The following is a 22,684-nucleotide window of genomic DNA, read 5'->3' as shown; positions in this document are numbered from 1 at the left end:
AGGTCTCCTCTCGGGGTTCAGTAGGCCTCGGCCGGGCGCGGGCGCGCGCCGTCCGGGGATGGGTGGGCCGGCGCCTCGGCGTGGAGGGCGCGCAGCCGCTCCAGCGGCTTGCGTCCGAAGCGCAGGAACAGGACGGGGGTCAGGAAGGTGTCGAGCAGCGTCGCGCTGACGAGGCCGCCGAAGATCGTCACCGCCACCGGGTGCAGGATCTCCTTGCCCGGGCTCGCCGCGTCGTAGAGCAGCGGTACCAGGGCGACACCGGCCGAGAGCGCTGTCATCAGCACGGGTGTCAGCCGCTCCAGGCTGCCGCGGATGACGAGGTCAGGCCCGAACGGCACCCCCTCGTGCAGCGACAGGTTCAGGTAGTGGCTGATCTTGAGGATGCCGTTGCGCGCAGCGATGCCGGTCAGCGTGATGAAGCCGATCATCGACGCCACCGACAGGGGCTGCCCGACCAGCCACAGCGCCGCCACCGAGCCGATGAGCGCGAGCGGCACGTTGCCCATGATGATGAGCGCCAGCGCGGCCGAGCGGTATCGGCTGTAGAGGATGGCGAAGACCAGGGCCAAGGACAGCGCCGAGAGCGCCGCGATGGTCCGGCTCGCCTCCTCCTGCGCCTGGAAGGTGCCCTCCAGGCTGGTGAAGAAGCCGGGCGGCAGCGGCTCCTTCGCCACGGCCTCGCGGATGGCCGCCACGATGGTGCCCATGTCGCCCTCGCCGTTGGTGTTGGCCTGGACGACGATGCGGCGGCGGGCGTTCTCGCGCAGGATCTGGTTCGGCCCGTCGGTCTCGCGGATGTCGGCGACCTGCCGCGCCGGCACCCAGCCCGAGGGCGTCTCCAGCAGGAGATCTCCAAGGCCCGTCGTGGTCCGGCGGTTCTCCGAGAGGCGCAGGACCACGTCGAAGCGGCGCACGCCGTCGACCACCGTCGAGACCACGCGGCCGTTCGAGAGGCGGCTGATCTGCTCGACGACCGCCGCCGGCTGCACGCCGTAAAGGGCGGCCCGGGTGTAGTCGACGCGCACCTCCAGCTGCGGGATGCGCACCTGCCGCTCGACCTGCAGGTCGACGAGGCCCGGGATCGCGGCCATCCGGTCGCGCAGGGAGTTGGCGACCCGCCGCAGGGCGTCGAGGTCCTCGCCGAACACCTTGAGGGCGATCTCGGCCCGCACGCCCGAGAGCATGTGGTCGAGCCGGTGCGAGATCGGCTGGCCGACGTTGACCGCCACCGGCAGGGCCGCGAGGCGCCCGCGGATGTCGGCGACGAGCGCCTCCTTCGGACGCTTGGCGCCTTCGTCGAGCGCCACCTCGATCTCGGACGAGTGGACGCCCTCGGCGTGCTCGTCGAGCTCGGCCCGCCCGGTCCGGCGGCCCACCGCCTTCACGCCCGGGATGTCCAAGAGCAGCTTCTCGGCGATCAGCCCGACCCGGTTGCTCTCGGCGAGCGAGATGCCCGGGTTGAAGGTCATGTTGACCGTGAACGAGCCCTCGTTGAACGGCGGCAGGAAGGCCCGCGGCAGGTTCCAGGCGGCCACGCCCGCGGCCACCACCGCCGCCGCGACGGTGCCGACCAGCAGGCCCTTGTGGCGGAAGGCGACCCGCAGGAGGGCGGCGTTGCCGCGCTTGAGCAGCTTCAGGAAGCGGCTGTCGTGCTCCTCCAGGTTCTTCAAGCCCGGCAGCAGCAGGGACGCCAGCACCGGCGTCAGGGTGATCGAGGTGAGCAGGCTCGCCAGGATCGAGATGATGTAGGCCTGCCCCAGGGGCGCGAAGAGCCGGCCCTCGATGCCCGAGAGGGCGAAGAGCGGCACGAACACCAGGATGATGATCAGCGTCGCGTAGACGATGCCCGAGCGCACCTCGTTCGAGGCCTCGACCACCACCTGGAACACGCGCTTCGGGTTGCCGGCCCGCCGGTTCTCGCCGAGCCGCCGGTAGATGTTCTCGACGTCGACCACCGCGTCGTCGACGAGCTCGCCGATGGCGATGGCTAAGCCCCCGAGCGTCATCGTGTTGATCGACAGCCCGAACAGGTGGAACACCACCGCGGTCGTGAGCACCGAGACCGGGATGGCGAGCAGCGAGATCGCCGTGGTGCGCAGGTTCAGCAGGAAGGCGAACAGCACCACCGCCACCACCAGCACGGCCTCGACGAGGACGCGCTCGACGTTGCGGATCGAGGTCTCGATGAAGTCGGCCTGCCGGAACAGGACTTGGTCCGCCCTGATGCCAGCCGGCAGGGTCGGCGACATCTCCTTCAGGGCCGTCTCGATGCTGCGAGTCAGCCGCACCGTGTCGACGTCGGGCTGCTTCTCGACCGAGACGATGACCGAGGGCTTGGCCATGTACCCGGCGTCGCCCCGCTTCACCTTCGCGGCGAAGGACACCTCGGCCACCTGGCGCAGGTGGACCGGCGTGTCGGCGACCGTCGCGACCACGAGGTTGCGCAGGTCGTCGAGGCTCATGGTCCGGCCGATGTTCCGGATGAGGTACTCGCGGGAATGCTGGTCGGTGAAGCCGCCGCCGGCATTGGTGCCGAACTGCGCCAGCGCCGTCTCAAGCTGGGCGTTCGTCACCCCGAGCGAGCGCATGGCGGCCGGGTTCGGGCTGACCCGGAACTGGCGCACCTCGCCCCCAATGGGGATGACCTGCGCCACGCCCGGAATGGTGAGGAGCCGGGGCCGGATGGTGAAGTCGGCGACCTCGCGCACCTGCATCGGGCTCGCCGTCTCGCTGGTCACCGCCACCAGCAGGATCTGCCCCATGATGGAGGAGATCGGCCCCATGACCGGGGTCACGCCCCGCGGAAGCTGGTCCTGCACAAGGGACAGCCGCTCGGCGACCTGCTGGCGGTTGCGATAGATGTCCGTGCCCCAGTCGAACTCGACGTAGGTGATGGACAGGCCCACGCCCGAGACCGAGCGCACTCGGGTCACGCCGGGCAGACCGTTCATCCGGGTCTCGATGGGATAGGTGACGAGCTGCTCGACCTCCTGGGGCGCATACCCTTCGGCCTCCGTCATGATGGTGACGGTCGGCTTGTTGAGGTCGGGGAAGACGTCGACCGGCAGCTTGGTCGCGGTGAAAGCGCCGAAGAGCACCAGCACCGTGGCCATGGCGAGGACGAGCAGGCGGTTGCGGACCGACTGGCTGACGAGGAAGGTGAACATCGGGCGGCCCTCCTCAGCGCACCTGGTCGAGGAGTTCGGCGCCCTGGGTCACCACCCGCTTGCCGGGTCCGATCCCCTCGGCGACCAGCACGCGGCCGCCGTCGAGCGGCTCGACCCGCACGGGCCGGGCCTCGAAGCGCTCGGCGGTGGTGTGCTCGTAGACGACGTCCTGCCCGTTGCCGGTGCGCACGACGGCCGCGCGCGGCAGCGCCAAGCCGGACTGCTCGGTGTCCGTCCCGGCCAGCACCGTGACGAACTGGCCGACCCGCAGGCCGGTGGCGTCGCCCTGCACCGCGAACTGCACCGGGATTGCCTGGTTGCGGTCCGCGAGGCCCGTGCCCTGGTAGGCGAGCTTCAGCGTGCGTCCGTCGGCGAGCCGCGCCGTGGCGTTTTGGGCCGCGGTCAGGGCGTCGAAGCTCAGCGCCTCGACCCAGAGGCGGTTCGGGTCGACGATCTGGAAGACCATGGCCCCGGGCGCGGCCATCTGGCCGGCCACCGCGGTCGCCTGCGCCACCACGCCGTCGACGGGCGAGACCAGGGTCTCGGGCTGCTGCCGGATCTTGTCGAGGGCGGCGCGGCGGTCGTGCAGGCCGGTCAGCTCGGCCTGGGCGTCGTCGAGCTGGGTCTGGGCGACGGCACCGGTGATCGCGAGCTTCCGGTAGCGCTCGACCCGGCGCTCGACGATCGCGATCTGCTGGTCGAGTTCGCCCTGGCGCTGGCGCATGTCGGAGACGTCGACCGCCTGCACCGGGGGCGTCACGGTGGCGAGCACGTCACCCTTGCGCACCTTGGTACCGAGGCGCGGGAACAGGCCGGACGGGGGCGGCGAGAGGCGGCCGCCGACCGAGGACTGGACGACGCCGCTGGCGTTCGGGTCCGGGATGATGCGCCCGGGCAGCTCGACCGAACGGTGGAAGCTGCCCTGCTCCGTCATGGTGGTGCGCAGGACCAGCAGGCGCTGCGTGGGCTTCGGCACGAACACGGAGCCGTCGGGCAGGCGCTGCGCGAGGTCGGAGGAGCCGGGGGCTCGCGGCTCGATCAGGGCGGCTCCCTGCACGGGGGCGTCATGGTCCTCGTCGCCGTGCGCGAAGGCGGCGGTGCCGAGGACGAGGGTGATGCCGATGGCGAGCAAGGCCACCGCCGGCGCCCCCCGTCGACCGCGCGCGAGCGCCGTCACGAGGACGCCGAGCAGGAAGGCGGCGGCGATCGCGGCCGCCAACGTCGGGTCCTTGGCCGTCAGCCGCTCCCGGACGTCGTGGGCGACCTTGGAGACGCGTGCCAAGGCAGCCTGAGCCGGGGCCGGCATGGCAGGCGCCGCGGCCGCGGCGACCTTCGGGTCGGGCACGGTGACCGCCACGGTCAGCACATCGACCGCGTCCCCGGCCGTGACGGTCGCCACGAGATCGTGCCGGCCAGGCTTCGATAGCCACGGGGCCGGCAGCGCGTAGCCGCCGTCGGCCATGGCGGTCGCGACCCTGGGACCGTCGGGCGTTTCGACCTCGATGGTCGCGCCGGGCACCGGCTCGTTCGTCCGGAAGTGGTCGAGGAACAGCGTCAGGGTCCCGTCGCGCGGAATGGCGACGAGCTCGAAGGCGTCCGAGAGCGCCTCGCCGCGCGGGGCGATGGTCTTCGAGACAGGGGGCTGGGCGGCGCCGTGGTCGTGCCCCTCGTGGGCGAGCGCCGGCCCCGCCAGGACGGCGGCAAGCAGCGCCACCGCGCGCAGGGCGGCGGCAAAACGGGTCGACATGAACAGGAATCCTCGCGTCGGGAAGTCCGGACGGCGCCGTTCTCGGGCGCACTCCGGGCGTCGCGCGCCTCAGGCGCGCCCTACTTCACGCGAGGGTTCGTGGGGGCTTGGGCAGGGCCTCGGGGTCGGCGCCCGAACGGCCGGCGACGTCGCGCGGGATCAGCGTGACGGTCCGGAACAGGGCCGGCGACAGGGCATAGGGCCCGGACAGGACGCCGGTGGCGCAGCAGGCCATCGTCCCGCAGCAGCGAGTCTTGCAGCCGACCGGGCAGCACTTGTCCTGTTCCGGCTCGATGCGCGCGCCGTCGACCGTGGTCGGGGCGAGCGCGACCCTGGCCCATGCCGACATTACGGCCCGGACGGCGACCTTGGGCGCCGCGGAGACCGTGGGCGCGACGGCCTTGGGCGCCGGCGACGGGGCGAACTTCGGCTGCGCCGCGGCGTGGTGGCCGTGGTGCGCGTGCCCCTCGTGGGCCTGGACGGCGGACGGCACGACGTAGGCGATGATCGCGAGGATCATCGCCGCCATCAGGCGCACGATTTGCCGGTCGAGGCTCATGAGTTCTGGCTTACACCGATTCCGGTGGCGGGACTATGTCCGCCGTTGAGACGTGAATGCCTGCAGGCAGGTTTGGTTGCCGTCGCGGCGTTTCAAGCCGCCGCGAGCAGCGGCTCGGCCGGGAAGCCCGCCGCGGCGATGGCTTGGGCGATCCGGTCCGCCGGGCCGGCGGCATCCGACACGGTCACGAGCTTGGCTCCGAGCTCGACCTCGACCCGGGCGTTCGGCTCGATGCCGAGGACTGCGCGGGTCACCGACTTGGCGCAGCCGCCGCAGCCCATCTTCTCGACCTTGAAGCGATGCATGACGCACTCCCTTGGATGGCGTCACACCCAGATGGGGCTTCCCATCATGGGAAGGTCAAGGGACAATCCCATATGGTGGGTCTGATTATCGTCGGCACGTGACATCTCAACTGACGTCGGGGCCTGAAATTTGTCCGATTTGGCAGGGAATGGCGCATGCCCTTCCGGTTTCGCTCAGCGGATCGGTGAGGGGAAAAACACAGTACCCAGAGAGGCGAACTCAGAATAGAACAGCCTCGGAAACCAAGAAGCCCGCAGGCCTGAGCCTACGGGCTTCACACGGGCCGGAGCCCATGGGTTGCTGACGGCGCACCGTTCAGCGTTGACGGATCGGATATGAGTGCATGGGGCTGGATAGTCAAGCGGGAAAATCCAGAATTCGGGCTGCACTCTATATCGACGGCTTCAATTTATACCATTCTGTCAATGACTTAGGAGAGCCGTTCCTGAAATGGTGCAACTTCTGGAAGCTGGGGGAATCCATCATCCCGCGTCAGTCGGAGGAACTCGTCCGCGTCGTGTTCTGCACGGCCTATTACCCGGGCGACCACAGCAAGAAAATCCGCCACGAAAGGCTGGTTCGAGCCCTCAAGCTGGTCGGTGTCGAGACCATCCTCGGGCACTTCAGCAAAGAGGACGCCAAGTGCAGGGGCTGCGGTTCCATTTGGCAGAAGCCAACCGAGAAGGCCACAGACATCAATCTCGCACTCAGCGTCTATGACGATGCCGTACAGGACGTCATGGATACTGCATATCTTCTGACGGCAGATACGGACCAAGCGGCCACCGCGGGGCTATTTGCGAGGCGCTTCCCGAAGAAGAAGCTCGTCAGCGTCAGCCCCCCGGGCCGGACTCACTCGCAGCACATCCTGTCGCACACGCCGCACAAGATCGCGCTCAACCGGGAGCATATCGAGAGGGCACTCTTTCTGGGCCTCGTCACCGCGGAAGGGCAAGCTTCCGTCATGCGTCCGCACGAGTACGACCCGCCGGCTGGATACGTGATGTGGGATCAGCGTCAGAAGCCCGCGCCCAAGTCGGGCGCGAAAGCGCCCCCGCCCGCAGCGGCGATACCCGAACGCTGAAGACGCCGCTGACTTAGGCTGGTTCACCGCCTCGGTACCGGGCGAAGGCGCTCCGCCCCTTGGGACCGAAGAGTGTGATCTCGTATGTGTCCGGCTCCATGCCATCGACCTCCATGCCGGGCGAGCCGACCGGCATGCCCGGTACGGCCAGCCCAGTCCCCTGGGGTCTCTCCGCCAGGAGCCGCTTGATCGCTCCGGCCGGAACGTGGCCCTCGACCACGTAGCCGTCGACCTGGGCGGTGTGGCAGGAGGCGAGGTCGCGCGGCACGCCGAGGCGCGCCTTCACCGGGTTCACGGGCCCCTCGGTCACGGTGACGGTGAAGCCGGCCTCGCGCAGGTGGGTGACCCACTTCTCGCAGCAGCCACAGTTCGGGTCCTTGGTCACCGCGACCGTGGGACGTCCCTCTGCCAGGGCGCCCCGTCCGAGCGCCAGCCCCGCCGCCAAGCCCGCGAGCACGGAACGTCGGGATGGCATCGCATCGCTCCTCATCGTCATCTCCCATTCCCTCTCACTCGGCCGCCTGCGGCAGCCGCATCGCCTCACCATCCGTCCCCTGGCGGAGCGCGCCGGCCGGGGGCATGCCCCGCCCCTTCACCAGGGCGTAGACCGCCGGGATGACCACCAGGGTCAGCGCGGTCGAGGAGACCATCCCGCCGATCATCGGCACCGCGATGCGCTGCATGACCTCGGAGCCTGAACCGGTGCTCCAGAGGATGGGCAGCAGGCCCACCATGATGGCGACGACCGTCATCATCTTGGGCCGGACCCGCTCGACCGCGCCGACCATGATGGCCCGGCGCAGGTCCGGGCGCGCGAGCGGGCGTCCCTCGCGTTCGCACTGGGCGCGGACCTCGTCGAGGGCGTGGTCGAGGTAGACCAGCATGATCACCCCGGTCTCGGCAGCGACGCCGGCCAGGGCGATGAAGCCGACCGCCACAGCGACCGACAGGTTGAAGCCCATCCACCAAAGCAGCCACACCCCGCCGACCAGGGCAAAAGGCAGCGACAGCATCACGATGAGCGTCTCCGTCAGGCGTCGGAAGTTCAGGTAGAGCAGCAGGAACACGATCAGCAGCGTCAGCGGCACCACGACCGCGAGGCGCGCCTCCGCTCGCTCCAGGTACTCGTACTGCCCGCTCCACTGCAGGGTCGTGCCCTGGGGCAGCCGCACCGCGTCTGCCACCGCCTTGCGCGCCTCGGCGACGTAGCCGCCGAGGTCGCGCCCGGCGATGTCGACGAACAGGTAGACCGCGAGCTGCCCGTTCTCGGTGCGGATCGAGGTTGGGCCCCGGCTCAGCTCGACCTTGGCCACCTCGCCGAGCGGCACCGTGCCACCGGCGGGCAGCGGCACCTGGACCTCTGTCGCGATGGCCTTCGGGTCTGAGCGGAAGGCGCGCGGGTAGCGCACGTTGACGGTGTAGCGCTCGCGGCCCTCGACCGTGTTCGTCACGGACTGCCCACTCAGGGCCGTCGCGACGACGTCCTGCACGTCCCCGACCATCAGGCCGTAGCGCCCGAGCGCTTCGCGGTCCGGCGTGATGTCGAGGAAGTAGCCCCCGATGACCCGCTCGGCATAGGCGCTCGACGTGCCCGGCACGCCCCGCACCACCGTCTCGACCTGGCGGGCGACCCCCTCCATCTCCTTCAGGTCGGTGCCCAGCACCTTCACGCCCACGGGCGTGCGGATGCCAGTCGAGAGCATGTCGATGCGGGCGCGGATCGGCTGCGTCCAGGCATTCGACACGCCCGGGAACTGCAGGGCGGCGTCCATCTCCGCCTTGAGGCTCACGAGCGTCACGCCCGGGCGCCACTCCGCCTTCGGCTTCAGGGTGATGACCGTCTCGAACATCTCCATCGGCGCGGGGTCGGTCGCCGTGTTGGCGCGCCCGGCCTTGCCGTAGACCGAGGCCACCTCGGGGAAGCTCTTGATGATGCGGTCCTGAGTGGCGAGGAGCTCGCCGGCCTTGGTCACCGAGATACCCGGCAGTGTGGTTGGCATGTAGAGCAGCGTGCCCTCGTTGAGCTCCGGCATGAACTCGGAGCCGAGCTGCCGTGCCGGCCAGGCGGTCGCGGCCAGCACGCCCACGGCGAGCAGGACGGTGAGGACCCGGGCCCGCAGAACGCCGGCGATGAGTGGCCGGTACAGCCAGATCAGGAGCCGGTTCAGCGGATTGCGGTGCTCCGGGACGATGCGCCCGCGCACGAACAGCACCATCAGGGCCGGCACCAGGGTCACCGACAGCAGCGCCGCCGCTGCCATGGCGAAGGTCTTGGTGAAGGCGAGCGGCCCGAACAGCCGTCCCTCCTGGCTCTCCAGGGTGAAGATCGGCAGGAAGCTCACCGTGATCACGAGGAGCGAGAAGAATAGCGACGGCCCGACCTCCGCGGCGGCCTCGACGAGGACCTCGACCCGCGGCTTGTCCGGGGGGGCCCGCTCCAGGTGCTTGTGGGCGTTCTCGATCATGACGATGGCGGCGTCGACCATGGCGCCGACCGCGATGGCGATGCCGCCGAGCGACATGATGTTGGCGCCGATTCCGAGCGCCTTCATGCCGGCGAAGGCCATCAGGATGCCGACTGGCAGCATCAGGATGGCCACGAGCGCGCTGCGCACGTGCAGCAGGAAGACGACGCAGACGAGGGAGACGACGATGCTCTCCTCGACCAGCGTGTGGCGCAGGGTATCGATGGCCGCGTCGATGAGTTGCGAGCGGTCGTAGACCGGCAGGATCTCGGTGCCGGCCGGCAGGCCCTTGGCGACCTCGGCGAGCTTCGCCTTGACGCCTTCGATCACGTTGAGGGCGTTGGCGCCGAAGCGCTGCAGGACGATGCCGCCGGCGACCTCGCCCTCGCCGTTCATCTCGGCGATGCCGCGCCGCTCGTCCGGCCCGAGCTCGACCCGGGCCACGTCCCGGAGTCGCAGCGGCGTGCCGCCCACGGTCTTGAGCACGATGTTCTCGATGTCGGCGACGCTCTTCAGGTAACCGCGCCCGCGCACCATGAACTCGAACTCGGAGAGTTCGACCGTGCGCCCGCCGACGTCGGCGTTGCTCGACCGGATGGCGTCCCGGAGCTTGTTGAGCGAGATGCCCTGGGCTCGCAGTCGGTTCGGGTCGACGACGACGTTGTACTGCTTCACGAACCCGCCGACGCCCGCGACCTCGGCCACGCCCTCGGCGCGCGAGGCGCCGAAGCGGATGATCCAATCCTGCAGCGACCGCAGCTCGGCGAGCGTCCGCTCACGCGCCACCACCACGTACTGGTAGACCCAGCCCACGCCGGTCGCGTCGGGGCCGAGGGCCGGCGTCACCCCGGCCGGCAAGCGGCTCGCCGCGCCGTTGAGGTACTCCAGCACGCGCGAGCGGCCCCAGTACGGGTCGGTGCCGTCCTCGAAGATCACGTAGACGAAGGACACGCCGAAGAAGGAGAAGCCGCGCACCACCTTCGCCTTCGGCACCGTCAGCATGGCGGTGGTCAGCGGGTAGGTGACCTGGTCCTCGACGACCTGGGGCGCCTGCCCCGGGTACTCGGTGTAGACGATGGCCTGCACGTCCGAGAGGTCGGGGATGGCGTCGAGCGGCAGGGTCCTGAGCGCCAGGACGCCGGTCGCCACGGCGAACATGGTCCCGACCAGCACCAGCACGAGGTTGCGGGCCGACCAGCCGATAAGGCGCGCGATCACGGCGTGCCTCCCGCGCTCGCCGCCTGTCGGTCATCCTTGGGCGCGGTCATGCCTTGCAGCGCCGCCTTCAAGTTGCTCTCGGCGTCGATCAGGAAGTTCGCCGCGGTGACCACGCGGTCGCCGGCCGTGACGCCCTCGCGGATCTCGGCGTAGCCCCGGCCGCGCAGGCCGACCCTCACGGCCTTCGGCTCGAAGCGGCCCTCGCCGCGGTCGAGCAGCACGACCTGGCGCTCGCCGGTGTCGATGATCGCGTCATCGGGCACCGCCACCACCGGCTTGGCGTCGCCCGTCGCGATCTCGACGTCCGCGTACATCGACGGGCGCAGCGCGCCGTCGGGGTTCGGCAGCTCGATGCGGAGCCGCGCGGTTCGGGTCTCCATGTTGAGGTGGGGGTAGATCCGGGTCACCGTCCCGCTGAAGGCCCGGTCCGGGAAGGCCCGCGCCCGGACCGTCGCCTTCTGCCCCTCCGCCACCCCGGCGAGGTCGCGCTCGGTCACGTCGGCCAGTACCCAGACGCGCGTATGGTCGACGATGCGGAACAGGACGTCCCCGGACTTGGCCTTCATCCCGTCCGAGACGTTGCGCTCGACTACGACGCCGTCCCGTGGCGCGGACCAGGTGATGGAGGGTGGCACCTTATGGGTGCGCTCGATCTCGTCGATGACCTCCGGCGGGATGGCGAGGTTCTCCAGCCGCCGGCGGCCGCCCTCGTAGCCTATGGAGGTCAGGTACTGGGCGGCGACCGCGTTGATCTCGGGCGCGAACAGGCGCAGCAGCGGCTGGCCCCTGCGGACGTGGTCGCCCGTTGTGACCGGCTCGACCTTCTCGATGAAGGCGTCCGTGCGCATGGCGATGACGGAGACGCGGCGCTCGTCCTCCCCGACGCTGCCCGGCGCCCGCACCGGCACCGACAGGACGCGGCGCTCCGCGAGCTCGGTCCGCACGCCGGTGCGCTGGACCTTGCCCGGCGACACCTTCACGACGCCGCCCTCGTCCTCGCCCGCGTAAACGGGGATGTAGTCCATCCCCATCGAGTCCTTTTTCGGCACCGACGAGGTGTCCGGCAGCCCCATCGGGTTCCGGTAGTAGAGGACGCGCCGGGCGTCGCCGGCGGGCTTGGCCGCCTCGCCCGGCTCTGCGTGGTGCCTGGCCATTTCCGCGGGCATGGCTTCGCCATCCCCATCGTCGAAGCGCACGTCCTCGCTGGCGCGGACGGCCCGGAACTCCCGCCCGTCCGCCGTCACCATCGGCGACGCCGAGTAGACGGGCTTCCCGTCCGGGTCCCGGTAGTAGACCACCGGTCCGGACGCGGGCTTGGACGGGACCGGCGCCTGCGCGGCGGGCAGCAAGCGGGCGACGCCGTGCCGGGCCCGCTCGACCAGCGCCGGCACGTACTCGGACCTCGCCCGTTCGACGAGCGCCGGGACGGGACCGTCCTGCTGTCCGGCCCAATAGCCGAGGCCCCCCGCCGCGAGCGCGGCGAGGGTAGCGGCGAACCATGCCGAGCGGGTCATTTCGCGGCCTGAAGGACCAGCTTGTCCTCGACCGTGCCGGTCTCGCCCTGGACCTTGGCGGCCAGCGACAGGCGCCAGCGGCCCTGCATCGAGAGCTTGGCCTTGAAACGGTAGACGCCGGGCTCGGTCGAGGGGACCTGCTCGACCTTGGTGGCCATCTCCTCCATGGCATCGGGGGCCATGTCGAGGCGCTTGGCGAAGACCACGGCGTCGGTCACCGGCTTGCCGCTCCGCTGGTCGACGAGCCGGACGGCGATGACGACCTCGCCGACCTTCGCCTCTTGCTGCACGAGTTCGAAGCGGTAGTCCTTGATGTCCGCCAGGGCGGGCGGGGCGAACGTCGATGTCGTCAGGGCGGCGCCGAGCAGCGCGGCCGGCACGGCGCGCGCGAAGGGGTTCTTGGTCACGGGTCTCATCTCCTGAACACGATGGATGGCGAGGCGCGGACGCGCGTCACCGTGCCGGCGCGAGCGCCGGCGGCATCGGGTTCAGGCGCGGGGGGGCTCGGGTAGCGGTGGCCCGTGCAGGCTGTCGAAGGACGCCGTGTCGGGCCAAGCCGGTGCCGCACGCGTCGCGCTAGGCGCCGCGATGGCGATCGCGCTCGGCAGCAGAGAGGCGACGCTGGCGAGGCAGAGCGCCATCAACGGGCAGCCCGACTGGGCGCAGTCCGGCTTGTCCGCCTTCTCCGGCGGGCAGCAGGGCATGTCGTCCATGTTCATGCCGCCCATGTCCATGCCGGCATGGTCCATGGCAGGCATCGGCTCGTGCGAGCCGCGAGCCTGAACCGTCGCGGACGCGTGCATGCCCGTGGCGGCCGCGGAGGCGATCACCGGCGTCAAGGCGAGGCTGAGAACCGCCAGGAGCGGGAGCAGCCGCCGGAGGGCGAGCCAGAACGTCACGAATCGACGATGCCAGTTTTCCGGGTCACGCGGAAGGTCGATGGCCGCCATGGTGCCCCTTCCAACGGTGGGAAGGTCAAGGGCCCGCGACGGCCGGGACCGGTACGGTCGATCCCGGCGATCTTCCGAGGTCGTCAGTACCCGTGATGGTGATGGTGGTGGCCCCGGTCGAAGTGAACGGGACGGTCGTAACCGTGGTGATGGTGCCGCTCGTGACCATGGCGGTGACCGTAGCCATGGTGCTGGTGGTGCTCCCAGTGATGGTGGTGGTGCCGAGCACCATGGCCATACCACTGCGCCGAGGCGGTGCCGGGAACCAGGATGAGCGCCGCGACGGCGAGACCTGCGAGACGTGCCTTCATGGTGATGACCTTCCGGTTCGAGAGTGAAGGCAACCTGGACGTGCGGCATTGAACCGGTTCTGAAGCGGGCGCGCAGCTTCCGTTCAGCGAGCGGCGCGCCTTCGCCGGTCAGCCTGCGGCGCCCGGCGGAGGTATCTTGGCCGCCTCTACCTCGCGCTCCAGAGGGCTCCCACTAGCACGACGTTGGCCAGGGCGAGCGCCAGCAGCAGGGCGTAGGCCGCGTCCACGCCGCCGTAGGCAAGCACCATGGCCCCGAGCGACGGGGCGAGCGCCTGCGCTGCCAAGCCCGGCCGGGCGAGCCGCCCAACCAGGGTCGCGTAACGTCCGGGTCCGAACAGCGCGAGCGGCACGGTGCCGCGGGCGATGGAGTAGATCCCGTTACCGGCCCCGTAGAGCACCAGGGCGACGCCGACCGTCGGCACGCCCACCGCAAGGACCGCGAGGCCGGCTGCCACCAGCACCATGGCCACGGTCAGCGTCCATAGCGGGTGATGCCGGCCCTTGTTGGCCATCTCCACGATGCGGGCGCCGACCTGGGCTGGCCCAATCAGAGCGCCGTAGGACACAGCCGCTGCGAGCGCGACGCCGCGGGCCTGGAGCAGCGTGATCAGGTGAACCGAGACCAGCGTCATCACCGTACCGCCCAGGACCAGCACGCCGGCCATCAGCAGGAAGGCCCGCCGCTCGCGCGGCGTCAGCGGATCGCCGTGCCCGTGCGTCCCCTCCGCGCCAGGGGGCGCCGCGGGCGCCGGCGGGATCAGACCGAGCACCAGCGGCAGGGTCACGGCGAGGTGCAGCCCGGCATAGGCGAGGCAGGCGCCGCGCCAGCCGACCTGCTCGACGAGGAAGGCCGAGAGCGGCCAGCAGACGGTGCTCGCGAACCCGCCCCAGAGGGTCAGCGTGGTGATGGCCGGGCGCGCCTCGGCGCCGTAGAGCCGGCCTAGCGTCGCGAAGGCGGGGTCATAGAGGCCGCAACCCATCCCGAGCCCGAGCAGGAGCCAGCCGGCGAGGAACACCGGCAGGTTCGGCGCCAGCCCGATCACCACGTGGCCCGCCGCCAGCAGCAGCGCGGCGAGCGCCAGGACCGGGCGTCCCCCGTGCCGGTGGATGGCGAGCCCCACCCGGGGCGAGGCGATTGCCGCCACCAGGAGACCGATGGAGAGGCCGCCGACCACCCACGCGAGGGGCCAGCCGGTGTCGGCGGCGATGGGGCCGGCGAGCACCGCCGGCAGGTAGAACGACGAGCCCCAGGCGAGGATCTCGACAACGCCCAGGGCGGAGATGACGGCGAGGCGGCCGTGGGCCTCAGACCTCACGGGACGCAGGCTTCAGGGCCGCTCTCTTGCCCGCCGCGCCGCGCTCGTACCAGCCCTGGCTCTGGTTCACGATCCACACGACCGAGAGCATGACCGGCACCTCGATCAGCACGCCGACCACGGTGGCGAGCGCCGCGCCCGAGTTGAAGCCGAACAGGCTGATCGCGGCCGCCACCGCGAGCTCGAAGAAGTTCGAGGCGCCGATCAGCGCCGAGGGGCCGGCCACGCAGTGCTGCTCGCCCGCGGCGCGGTTCAGGAGGTAGGCGAGCCCGGAGTTGAAGTAGACCTGGATCAGGATTGGCACCGCGAGCAGCCCGATGACCTCAGGCTGGGCCAGGATCTGCTCGCCCTGGAAGCCAAACAGCAGCACTAGCGTGGCCAGGAGGGCGACGAGCGACACCGGTCCGAGCCGGGCGAGCAGCCGGTCGAGGGCGGCCTGCCCGCCTGAGGCGAGGAGGCTCCGGCGCACGACCTGGGCGATGATCACCGGGATGACGATGTAGAGCACCACCGAGAGCACCAGCGTGCCCCAGGGCACCGTGATGGCCGAGAGGCCGAGCAGCAGGCCGACGATCGGCGCGAAGGCCACCACCATGATGCTGTCATTAAGCGCGACCTGGCTCAGGGTGAAGTGCGGCTCGCCGCGGGTCAGGTTCGACCAGACGAACACCATGGCGGTGCAGGGTGCCGCCGCCAGGATGATGAGCCCGGCGATGTAGCTGTCGATCTGGTCGGCGGACAGGTAGGGGCGGAAGAGGTAGCCCACGAAGAGCCAGCCGAGCGCGGCCATCGAGAACGGCTTCACCGCCCAGTTGATGAACAGCGTCACGCCGATGCCGCGCCAGTGCCGACCGACGTGCCGCAGCGAGGCGAAGTCGATCTTGAGCAGCATGGGGATGACCATGAGCCAGATCAGGACGGCGACCGGCAGGTTCACCTTGGCGACCTCAGCCGCGCCGACGGCGTGGAAGAAGCCCGGCATGACGTGGCCGAGCGCGATGCCGGCCACGATGCAGAGCCCGACCCAGACGGTCAGGTAGCGCTCGAAAGTGCTCATGGTGCCTCAGGCGGTGGCGACGCGGCGGCCGCGCTCGTCGACGACGCGCTCGCCGTCCTCCTTCACGAACTCGCCATGCTGAGCAGGGAGTAGGTCCAGCACCGCCTCGGAGGGCCGGCACAGGCGCACGCCCTTCGGGCTGACCACGAGCGGGCGGTTCAGCAGGACCGGGTGCGCCTCGACCGCGTCGAGGAGTTGCTCGTCGGTCAGCGCCAGGTCAGCGAGGTCGAGCTCGGCGTAGGGCGTGCCCTTCTCGCGCAGCACCTCGCGGACCGAGAGGCCGGCGCGGGCGAGAAGCTGGCGGATGAGCGCCCGGTTTGGGGGTGTCTTGAGGTACTCGACCACGTGCGGCTCGACCCCGGCGTTGCGGATCATCGCCAGGGTATTGCGGGACGTGCCGCAGGCGGGGTTGTGGTAGACGACGACGTCGAACGCCTCAGGCATGGGCGGTGTCTCCGGTGGGGCAATCGCAGGCGGACAGGGCGGCGACGGCGGGGGCGCAGACCTCGGGTCGGCCCTGGCAGCAGTCGCGCATCAGGAACGCGATCAGGTCGGACAAGCCGCCATAGGCGGCGCTGTAGATGACCGACTTGCCCTCGCGCCGGGACGTGATCAGCCCGGCATGGGAGAGCTCCTTCAGGTGGAAGGATAGGTTGGTGCTCGCGACCCCGACCTCGGCCGCAAGCGCCCCGGCGGCGAGACCGTCCGGCCCGGCGGTGACCAGCGCACGTACGACCCGGAGCCGGTGTTCCTGGCCGAGGGCGGCGAATGCGGCGACGGCTTGCCGTTCATCCATGATTGGTCCATCTATCCAACGTTCGTTGAAACGTATGGGATGACTGCCGCGTGGACAAGCCCCAACAGCCGTTCGTCGACGGGATGCCGAACCTCTCCGAGGCGCACTTTAAGATGCCGACCTCGGAGCGGGTGCTGGCGCCCGCGCCGCTCGACCACGCACCGCGCTTCCTGATCCTCTACGGCTCGCTTCGGGAGCGCTCGTTCAGCCGCTTCCTCGCCCACGAGGCGGCCCGGCTTCTGGAGGCGATGGGCGGCGAGGTCCGCATCTTCCACGCGGACGGCCTGCCGCTGCCCGACGACGCGACCCCAGACCATCCGAAGGTGCAGGAGCTGCGGCAGCTCTCGATTTGGTCGGAAGGGCAGGTCTGGGTCAGCCCCGAGCGGCACGGCAACCTTACTGGCGTGATGAAGGCCCAGGTCGATTGGCTGCCGCTGAGCGAGGGCTCGGTGCGACCGACCCAAGGGCGAACGCTCGCCGTCATGCAGGTCTCAGGTGGGTCGCAGAGCTTCAATGCGGTCAACAGCCTGCGGGTGCTTGGGCGCTGGATGCGGATGATCACCATCCCGAACCAGTCGTCGGTACCGATGGCCTACAAGGAGTTTGACGACGCCGGCCGCATGAGGCCGGGGCCGCTCTACGACCGGGTGGTGGACGTCTGCGAGGAGCTGATGAAGTTCACGCTCCTGACCCGCGGGCGGGCCGATTATCTCGTCGACCGCTACTCGGAGCGGAAGGAGCGTGAGCCCGACCGGCTCAAGGGCGTCGCCGCCGACATCGGGTTCGTGAAGCGGTAGGCATCGCCGGTGAGGGCACTGTGGCGCTTCGCCGTGCCGCCAGACCCTCGCGGGCAAGAGGAGCAGGATCGCGGCGTGTGCCGGCGGTCGTACGAGGCTCTGCACCAAGCGGAGTGACTGGCCGCCGGTGACGTCGCGGTCCAAAAACCCCAGGCCCGCAGCCTGTCGGTGCCTGCGAGCCGGCCCGCGAACCGTGCGCCAACTCGCCTGTTACCGACAAGGCTGCGCCAGGTGTTGGTTGCTCGGAGTGCTGCTAGGCTTCCCATGGCGCATTAGCGCGATTCCATCAGCCAGAAGCACCGCCGGCACATGCCCATCCCCGCAGACAAGCAAGGCGACTGGCACGACGCCCTCGACCTGAAGCTCTACCGGACCCACGGCGAGGAGTTCGAGAATTTCTTCGCGACGATGATGGAGATGCGTCACGGCGAGGAGTTCGAGCGCGTGGCCGCCTCCGGACGCGCCGGCGACCGCAAGTGCGACGGGTTCCTGCACACCACGGCCGAGGTCTTCCAGTGCTACGGGGCGGCGAAGGGCGGGGAGAACCGCAAGTCGGTCAACAAAACCCTCACGAAGAAGATGGAGACCGACTACCGGGGGGCTGCGCGCCATTGGACGCGGATGACCCGCTGGCACATGGTCCACAACTTCGTGGACGGTCCCACCGCGGAACCCCTGGCCAAGATCGAGGAGCTGCGGTTGGCGAACCCGCAGCACCAGCTGCACCTCTTCGGGAAGATGAGCTTCAAGAAGGTGATCTTCGCCCTTGAGGAACCGGATGTCGTCCGCCTCATCGGGCGTGCAGCGACGCTGGCCGATTTCGAGAACCTTCAGCCGCCCGAGGTCGTGGCCGTCCTGCATGCCGTCGTGAAGGCCATCTCGGACGACCTGCCGGAGGACGACGATGCCGCGTCGGTGCCCCGGGACAAGCTGCGCTACAACGCCATCACCGGGGCCGTGGCCCGCAAGATCGCGATGGGGCAGACGAACGCGGACATCGTCCGGGCTCACATCCTCAACGATCCGAACCCGCTCCTCGGCATCACCCTCGCGAACGAGTTCCGCCGCCGCTACAAGGACCTCGACCTGCAGGACCTCACCTCCAACGAGATCATGCTCGGGCTGTACGACGGCATCGTCGGGACCGGGAACCCGACACAGGAGCGCGACGTCGCCGCCTGGAGCCTCCTGGCCTACCTCTTCGACGCCTGCACGGTCTTCAAGGACCGGCCGCCCATCGAGGTGGCCGCGTGATCCTGCCGGCCAAGCATCTGCGCCACGACCGGGCGCTGATCGGCGTTGGGGCCGACATCCTGGCCGTGCTCGATGGCCCGAGCAGCGTCTCCGCCATCTGGGACGCGGTCCGCGCGGCCCGTGCCCGGCGACCTGACGCCTCGCCCCTGTCGTTCGACTGGTTCGTCCTGGCGCTCTGCTTCCTGAATGCGGTCTCCGCCATCGAGCTCGTCGAAGGAGGGCTCATCGCCCCGCGCGGTGGGCCGCGATGATCCTCGGCATCTCCAGCGACCTCCCGAGCTTCAAGGCGCTCAACTTCCGCGAGGGGCTCAACGTCCTCGTAGCGGACCGGACAGAGGAGTCGACTGATAGGCAGACCCGCAACAGCGCGGGGAAGACCAGCGCCATCGAGGTCATCCATTTCCTGCTGGGGTCAGATGCCGGCAAGGGTTCCATGTTCCAGGTCCCGGAACTGGCGGCCTACGCCTTCCACGGCACGTTTCGGCTTGGCGGTCACGAGGTGTCGGTGTCCCGTCGGGGGGACAACGCGAACCAGATCCTGCTCGACCCGAACGACGCAGCCCTCCTGGGCGTCGAGCTGTCCCAAGACAAGAAGGCTAATCGGCCGTACCTGCCGGTCAAGAGATGGCGCGAGCTCCTCGGCCACCATTGGTTCGGGCTCCCGCACAATCCCAATGGCACCGAGCTCGGCGCTTCGTTCAGCCCGAGCTTCCGCTCGATGGTCAGCTACTTCGTCCGGCGCAACAAGGTCGGCGGCTTCCAGTCGCCCGAGCGCCAGGGCGACAAGCAGCAGTCCAGCGACTGGCAGATCAACCTCTCGTACCTCATCGGCCTCGACTGGCGCGTGCCGCGCGACATCGAGGAGCTGCGGCTTCGCGAGGCGAGCCTGCGCGAGTTGAAGAAGGCCATCCGCGAGGGCGCGTTTGGCCGTATGTTCGGATCCGCGGCCGAGATCCGGCCGGAGCTCAACCGGATCGAGGACAGGATGGCTCGCCTGCGCGAGCAGACGGCGAACTTCGAGGTGTTGGAGGAGTACCGGACCTTCGCCCGCGTGGCCGCCGACGCGCGCCGTCGCATCAAGGCCATCGGGCACGAGCTCGTGCAGGCGCGGCAGACCATCGAGCACCTACAGCGCGTATCCGAGGTCGAGCGGCCGCCGGAATACGCGGTGCTGGAGCGAATCTACAGGTCGGCGGGCATCGAGCTGCCCGGCGTCGTCCTGCGCCGGTTCGACGACGTCAAGTCGTTCCAGCTCTCGGTGGTCGAGAACCGCAAAGCGCATCTGGCCGAGCAGGTTGCGGAGACCCATGCCAGGATCGCGGCGCTAGAAGCCGAGATGGAGGTCCTCGACGGCCGGCAATCGCAGATCATGCAGGTCCTGGCCGGGAAGGGCGCGCTCGACGACTTCACCAGGATGGGCGAGGAACTCGCCACCCTGGAGATGCAGGCCACGCTGCTCCGGGAGAAGCTACGCAACGCGGAGATCCTGGAGGGCAAGAAGAACCAGGCGCAGATCGAGCGGCTGACCCTCCACGAGCGGCTTCAGGCCGACCACCGGCAGCGCGAGGGTGTCCTCCGAACCGCCATGCGGCGCATCGATGCCGCGATCTCGGGCCTCTACGACGACCGCCGGGGCAACCTGATCGTCGACGCGACGAGCAAGGGACCGGAGTTCCGCATCACCATCCAGGGTGACGGTAACCGCGGCGGCATCGACCACATGGAGATCTTCTGCTTCGACCTGATGCTTTATCAGGCTGCGCGGGAGCGCTTCGCCGGCGGCCCCGGATTCCTCGTCCACGACAGCCACCTCTTCGACGGCGTCGATCCGCGGCAGGTCCGCTCGGCCCTGCTCCTCGGCAAGTCCGTCATCGGCGACCTCGGGGGGCAATACATCGTCGCCCTGAACTCCGAGACCCTCCCGTTGCTCGGACTGGACGCGGAGATCGCAGATGACATCCTGGACCCGCGTCTGTCCGACGACGAGGGAGGAGGCCTATTCGGCATCCGCTTCGAGCTTAAGTGAGCCTGATCAGCGGCTGGGACCTTGCCTTTCCGACAGCAGGCTGCGGCACCGTTCGCGAGGCCGCGAAGGTGCGCCGCGTTAGCGCCCCGGAAACGTCCGCTGCCCAGCGTCGGATCTCTGGACCGGGTCGCCCCGCCACTTGCCAGCCATCTGTGGCCAGGCGAGCACGCCTATCCCCAAAGAAATCTTCGTCATGAAACGTACGGCTAGGCGCCTGTAATTGATCGCGGTCTCGATCCACGGTGTGTTCGACTGAAGGTGCTTGTGGAACTCCTTCCGGATGCCGAGCACGGCGTGCTTGGCGACCTCGTCGACGGCCCAGCCGGCGGCGCGCCAGGCCTCGATGGAGGGGGCGACGTCGGTGGCGATGCTGACACGGAACTTGGCGCTCATGCCCGGCAGGTTGGACCGCCGGGCGTGCCCCGTTCCAGGCTACGCGGCAGCGGGACATGGAGCAGCCGGCCTCGACGCGCCGGCGCGCAGAATTGGAACGCCTTTCCTGAAGCCCGCATCGCCCCCGACCAATTTTTCCGCGCGGAACCGCCGTTCGAGGCGCCCAGGGAAGGCCGCCTGGTGGGGGGATTTTTATTTTCCGACTGGCGACCCACCCGTTCCTTAAGGCCGGCGTAGCCCCCGTTTCCTCGCCTTCTGCGAGGGGTGGTCTGCGGACCTGCCTGCCGAGCCCGATTGCCCGGGCTTTTCAATTGCTTGCGACGCGCGGACGATGCTGGGGTTCGCGCGTCGGGTGTGGTGCCCCGTCGAGCCGCGAGACCGGGTCAACGGGTCCAGCACATGCGTTTCAGCCAGGGCGACGACGCGCCCTTATCCTTCGCCCATCACGTGCCGGAGGCAGCCTTGACGCGCCTCGGCATCCCTCTCGGACGCACGCGCGACGACCGCGCGGTCCAGCGCGCCATCATCGGCCAGGCCCTCGTCCGGCACGATGGCGGCGGCGGCCGGATAAGCTACTCGCGCTCGGGCGAGTGGTGGAAGCTCGACCGCTATGCCGACATCCCGTTTGGTCGCACCCGCGTCCTCGGCACCGTCGACACCTTGACGAAGATGGGCTTGCTCGAAGGCTTCCGGGCCAAGCGCGGCGCCCATCTTGCCGAGGAAAAGGCCGACCGGCTGCAGTCGGCCTTCTGGGCGACCGAGTCCCTCGTGCAGGCCATGCGGGGCGAAGCCATCGAGCACCGTCGCCCCCGCGTGCCTGTGCTGCTCCGGGACGAGAACGGCGATCCGCTACCGCTTCCTCGCACCCAGAAGGTCGACCGCATCGTGCGGACCATGGAGCGCCGCAACGAGGCCATCGCCGACATCTGCCTGACGGTCGACCCGGCGGCTGTGGCGAAGGGGCTTTGGCGGTTCTCGGACCACCACTGGTGGGCGCTCTCGGACAAGGGCGAGTGGACCTGCGTCCAATCCGAGCCATACCCCTTCATGGTCCAGATGTTCGCCCGGCGGAGCTTCGACTTGCATGGGCGGATGTACGGGCCGTGGACCGGCCTGCCCGGCGTGCGTCGGTCCGAGCTTCTCCTGAACGGGCTCCCCGTCTGCGAAGAGGAACCGGATTGGAGTTGCCTGCACCTCGACCTCGCCTACGCCATGTGCGGGTTACGCCTCGACGGGGATGCCTACGAAGTGCCGGGGGCGGAGGGCGTCAGCCGGAACCAACTGAAGGGTGCTGTGAACACCTACATCAACGCCGCGGACCCTGTGGCAACCGCACGGTCGCTGATGCTGAAGCGGTTCGAGCGCGACAAGAAGGGCCGCAGGAAGTGGCCGCTCAGCATGACCTGGGATGGCACGAAGGCGGTGATGGCCCGCATCGAAGAGCGGCACGAAGGCATCAGGCACATGTTCGGGTCGGACATGGGCGTGAGGCTCATGCGCATCGACTGCGAGATGGCAGGACAGGTCATGGATGCCTGCGCGAAGGCCTCGGTGCCATGCCTGCCGGTGCACGACTCCTTCAACGTCCAAGCCCGACACCAGGGGTTCGTCGAGGGGGTCATGGGCGAAGTCCTGGAGCGGACCCGCAACAAGCTTTCCGGTTCTAGTTCAACGGTTTACCCCGTCGTTCGCCTACACTGTGCGGGGGCGGGGCCGGGCGCCCC

At 69.6% G+C, this 22,684-nt stretch carries 21 protein-coding genes; 6 read left to right on the top strand and 15 right to left on the bottom strand.

Annotation, left to right across the window (positions count from 1 at the left end; genetic code table 11):
- Positions 1–17 precede the first annotated feature (17 nt).
- The 4 genes from VP06_RS08630 to VP06_RS08615 all read right to left on the bottom strand — a co-directional run bounded on the left by VP06_RS08630 (position 18) and on the right by VP06_RS08615 (position 5,778).
- Positions 18–3,167, bottom strand: coding sequence for an efflux RND transporter permease subunit (locus VP06_RS08630; protein WP_048463376.1), 3,150 nt, complete (start codon positions 3,165–3,167; stop codon positions 18–20).
- Positions 3,168–3,180: 13 nt separating this feature from the next.
- Complete coding sequence (locus VP06_RS08625; protein WP_048463375.1) at positions 3,181–4,914, bottom strand: efflux RND transporter periplasmic adaptor subunit; 1,734 nt, start codon at positions 4,912–4,914, stop codon at positions 3,181–3,183.
- Between the two features lie 85 nt (positions 4,915–4,999).
- Complete coding sequence (locus tag VP06_RS08620; RefSeq protein WP_048463374.1) at positions 5,000–5,473, bottom strand: hypothetical protein; 474 nt, start codon at positions 5,471–5,473, stop codon at positions 5,000–5,002.
- 92 nt (positions 5,474–5,565) lie between these two features.
- Positions 5,566–5,778 carry a heavy-metal-associated domain-containing protein gene (locus VP06_RS08615; RefSeq protein WP_048463373.1) on the bottom strand — a complete coding sequence of 71 codons (213 nt, stop codon included), beginning with the start codon at positions 5,776–5,778 and terminating at the stop codon, positions 5,566–5,568.
- Positions 5,779–6,122: 344 nt separating this feature from the next.
- On the opposite strand from VP06_RS08615, the gene VP06_RS08610 reads away from it, so the two are divergent.
- Positions 6,123–6,863 (top strand): NYN domain-containing protein, encoded by a 741-nt coding sequence (locus VP06_RS08610; protein WP_048463372.1) that lies wholly within the window; start codon positions 6,123–6,125, stop codon positions 6,861–6,863.
- A gap of 13 nt (positions 6,864–6,876) precedes the next feature.
- Here VP06_RS08610 and VP06_RS08605 read toward each other — a convergent pair whose 3' ends face one another.
- From VP06_RS08605 to VP06_RS08560, 10 genes are all read right to left on the bottom strand, one after another.
- A complete protein-coding gene (locus VP06_RS08605; protein ID WP_048463387.1) occupies positions 6,877–7,353 on the bottom strand; it encodes a DUF411 domain-containing protein in 477 nt (158 codons plus the stop codon).
- Between the two features lie 19 nt (positions 7,354–7,372).
- Entirely contained in the window at positions 7,373–10,546 is a 3,174-nt protein-coding gene (locus tag VP06_RS08600; RefSeq protein WP_048463371.1) for an efflux RND transporter permease subunit, read from the bottom strand.
- Positions 10,543–12,060: an efflux RND transporter periplasmic adaptor subunit gene (locus tag VP06_RS08595; protein WP_048463370.1), complete on the bottom strand. Its 1,518-nt coding sequence runs from the start codon at positions 12,058–12,060 to the stop codon at positions 10,543–10,545. The genes VP06_RS08600 and VP06_RS08595 overlap by 4 nt, the downstream gene beginning before the upstream one ends.
- Positions 12,057–12,467 (bottom strand): FixH family protein, encoded by a 411-nt coding sequence (locus VP06_RS08590; RefSeq protein WP_048463369.1) that lies wholly within the window; start codon positions 12,465–12,467, stop codon positions 12,057–12,059. The genes VP06_RS08595 and VP06_RS08590 overlap by 4 nt, the downstream gene beginning before the upstream one ends.
- An 81-nt stretch (positions 12,468–12,548) precedes the next feature.
- Positions 12,549–12,959, bottom strand: coding sequence for a hypothetical protein (locus VP06_RS08585; RefSeq protein ID WP_048463386.1), 411 nt, complete (start codon positions 12,957–12,959; stop codon positions 12,549–12,551).
- A 134-nt stretch (positions 12,960–13,093) separates the two neighbouring features.
- A complete protein-coding gene (locus VP06_RS34655) occupies positions 13,094–13,321 on the bottom strand; it encodes a hypothetical protein (RefSeq protein WP_082167272.1) in 228 nt (75 codons plus the stop codon).
- Between the two features lie 146 nt (positions 13,322–13,467).
- The gene (locus VP06_RS08575; RefSeq protein WP_048463367.1) at positions 13,468–14,637 is read right to left on the bottom strand and encodes an MFS transporter; all 1,170 of its coding nucleotides are present in this window, start codon (positions 14,635–14,637) and stop codon (positions 13,468–13,470) included.
- Complete coding sequence (arsB, locus tag VP06_RS08570; RefSeq protein ID WP_048463366.1) at positions 14,627–15,694, bottom strand: ACR3 family arsenite efflux transporter; 1,068 nt, start codon at positions 15,692–15,694, stop codon at positions 14,627–14,629. Before arsB ends, VP06_RS08575 begins: the two co-directional genes overlap by 11 nt.
- Positions 15,695–15,700: 6 nt before the next feature.
- A complete protein-coding gene (gene arsC / locus VP06_RS08565) occupies positions 15,701–16,138 on the bottom strand; it encodes an arsenate reductase (glutaredoxin) (protein WP_048463365.1) in 438 nt (145 codons plus the stop codon).
- A complete protein-coding gene (locus VP06_RS08560) occupies positions 16,131–16,490 on the bottom strand; it encodes an ArsR/SmtB family transcription factor (RefSeq protein ID WP_048463364.1) in 360 nt (119 codons plus the stop codon). The genes arsC and VP06_RS08560 overlap by 8 nt, the downstream gene beginning before the upstream one ends.
- Positions 16,491–16,540: 50 nt before the next feature.
- Here VP06_RS08560 and arsH point away from each other — a divergent pair, with 50 nt between their 5' ends.
- The 4 genes from arsH to VP06_RS08540 all read left to right on the top strand — a co-directional run bounded on the left by arsH (position 16,541) and on the right by VP06_RS08540 (position 20,567).
- Positions 16,541–17,287: an arsenical resistance protein ArsH gene (gene arsH, locus VP06_RS08555; protein ID WP_048463363.1), complete on the top strand. Its 747-nt coding sequence runs from the start codon at positions 16,541–16,543 to the stop codon at positions 17,285–17,287.
- A 309-nt stretch (positions 17,288–17,596) separates the two neighbouring features.
- Positions 17,597–18,541: an ABC-three component system protein gene (locus tag VP06_RS08550; RefSeq protein ID WP_048463362.1), complete on the top strand. Its 945-nt coding sequence runs from the start codon at positions 17,597–17,599 to the stop codon at positions 18,539–18,541.
- The gene (locus tag VP06_RS08545) at positions 18,538–18,792 is read left to right on the top strand and encodes an ABC-three component system middle component 6 (protein ID WP_048463361.1); all 255 of its coding nucleotides are present in this window, start codon (positions 18,538–18,540) and stop codon (positions 18,790–18,792) included. Before VP06_RS08550 ends, VP06_RS08545 begins: the two co-directional genes overlap by 4 nt.
- Entirely contained in the window at positions 18,789–20,567 is a 1,779-nt protein-coding gene (locus tag VP06_RS08540) for an ABC-three component system protein (RefSeq protein WP_048463360.1), read from the top strand. The genes VP06_RS08545 and VP06_RS08540 overlap by 4 nt, the downstream gene beginning before the upstream one ends.
- A gap of 78 nt (positions 20,568–20,645) precedes the next feature.
- On the opposite strand, the gene VP06_RS37995 is transcribed toward VP06_RS08540, so the two are convergent.
- Positions 20,646–20,960 carry a hypothetical protein gene (locus tag VP06_RS37995; protein ID WP_048463359.1) on the bottom strand — a complete coding sequence of 105 codons (315 nt, stop codon included), beginning with the start codon at positions 20,958–20,960 and terminating at the stop codon, positions 20,646–20,648.
- 399 nt (positions 20,961–21,359) lie between these two features.
- Between VP06_RS37995 and VP06_RS08530 the strand changes: the two genes are divergently transcribed.
- A partial coding sequence (locus tag VP06_RS08530) for a hypothetical protein (protein WP_048463358.1) occupies positions 21,360–22,684 on the top strand: 1,325 nt, incomplete at its 3' end.

The sequence above is a fragment of the Methylobacterium aquaticum genome (assembly GCF_001043915.1).
GTDB lineage: Bacteria > Pseudomonadota > Alphaproteobacteria > Rhizobiales > Beijerinckiaceae > Methylobacterium > Methylobacterium aquaticum.
Note: the sequence above shows the minus strand (reverse complement) of the source record. Positions and strands in the feature narration are given on the sequence as shown.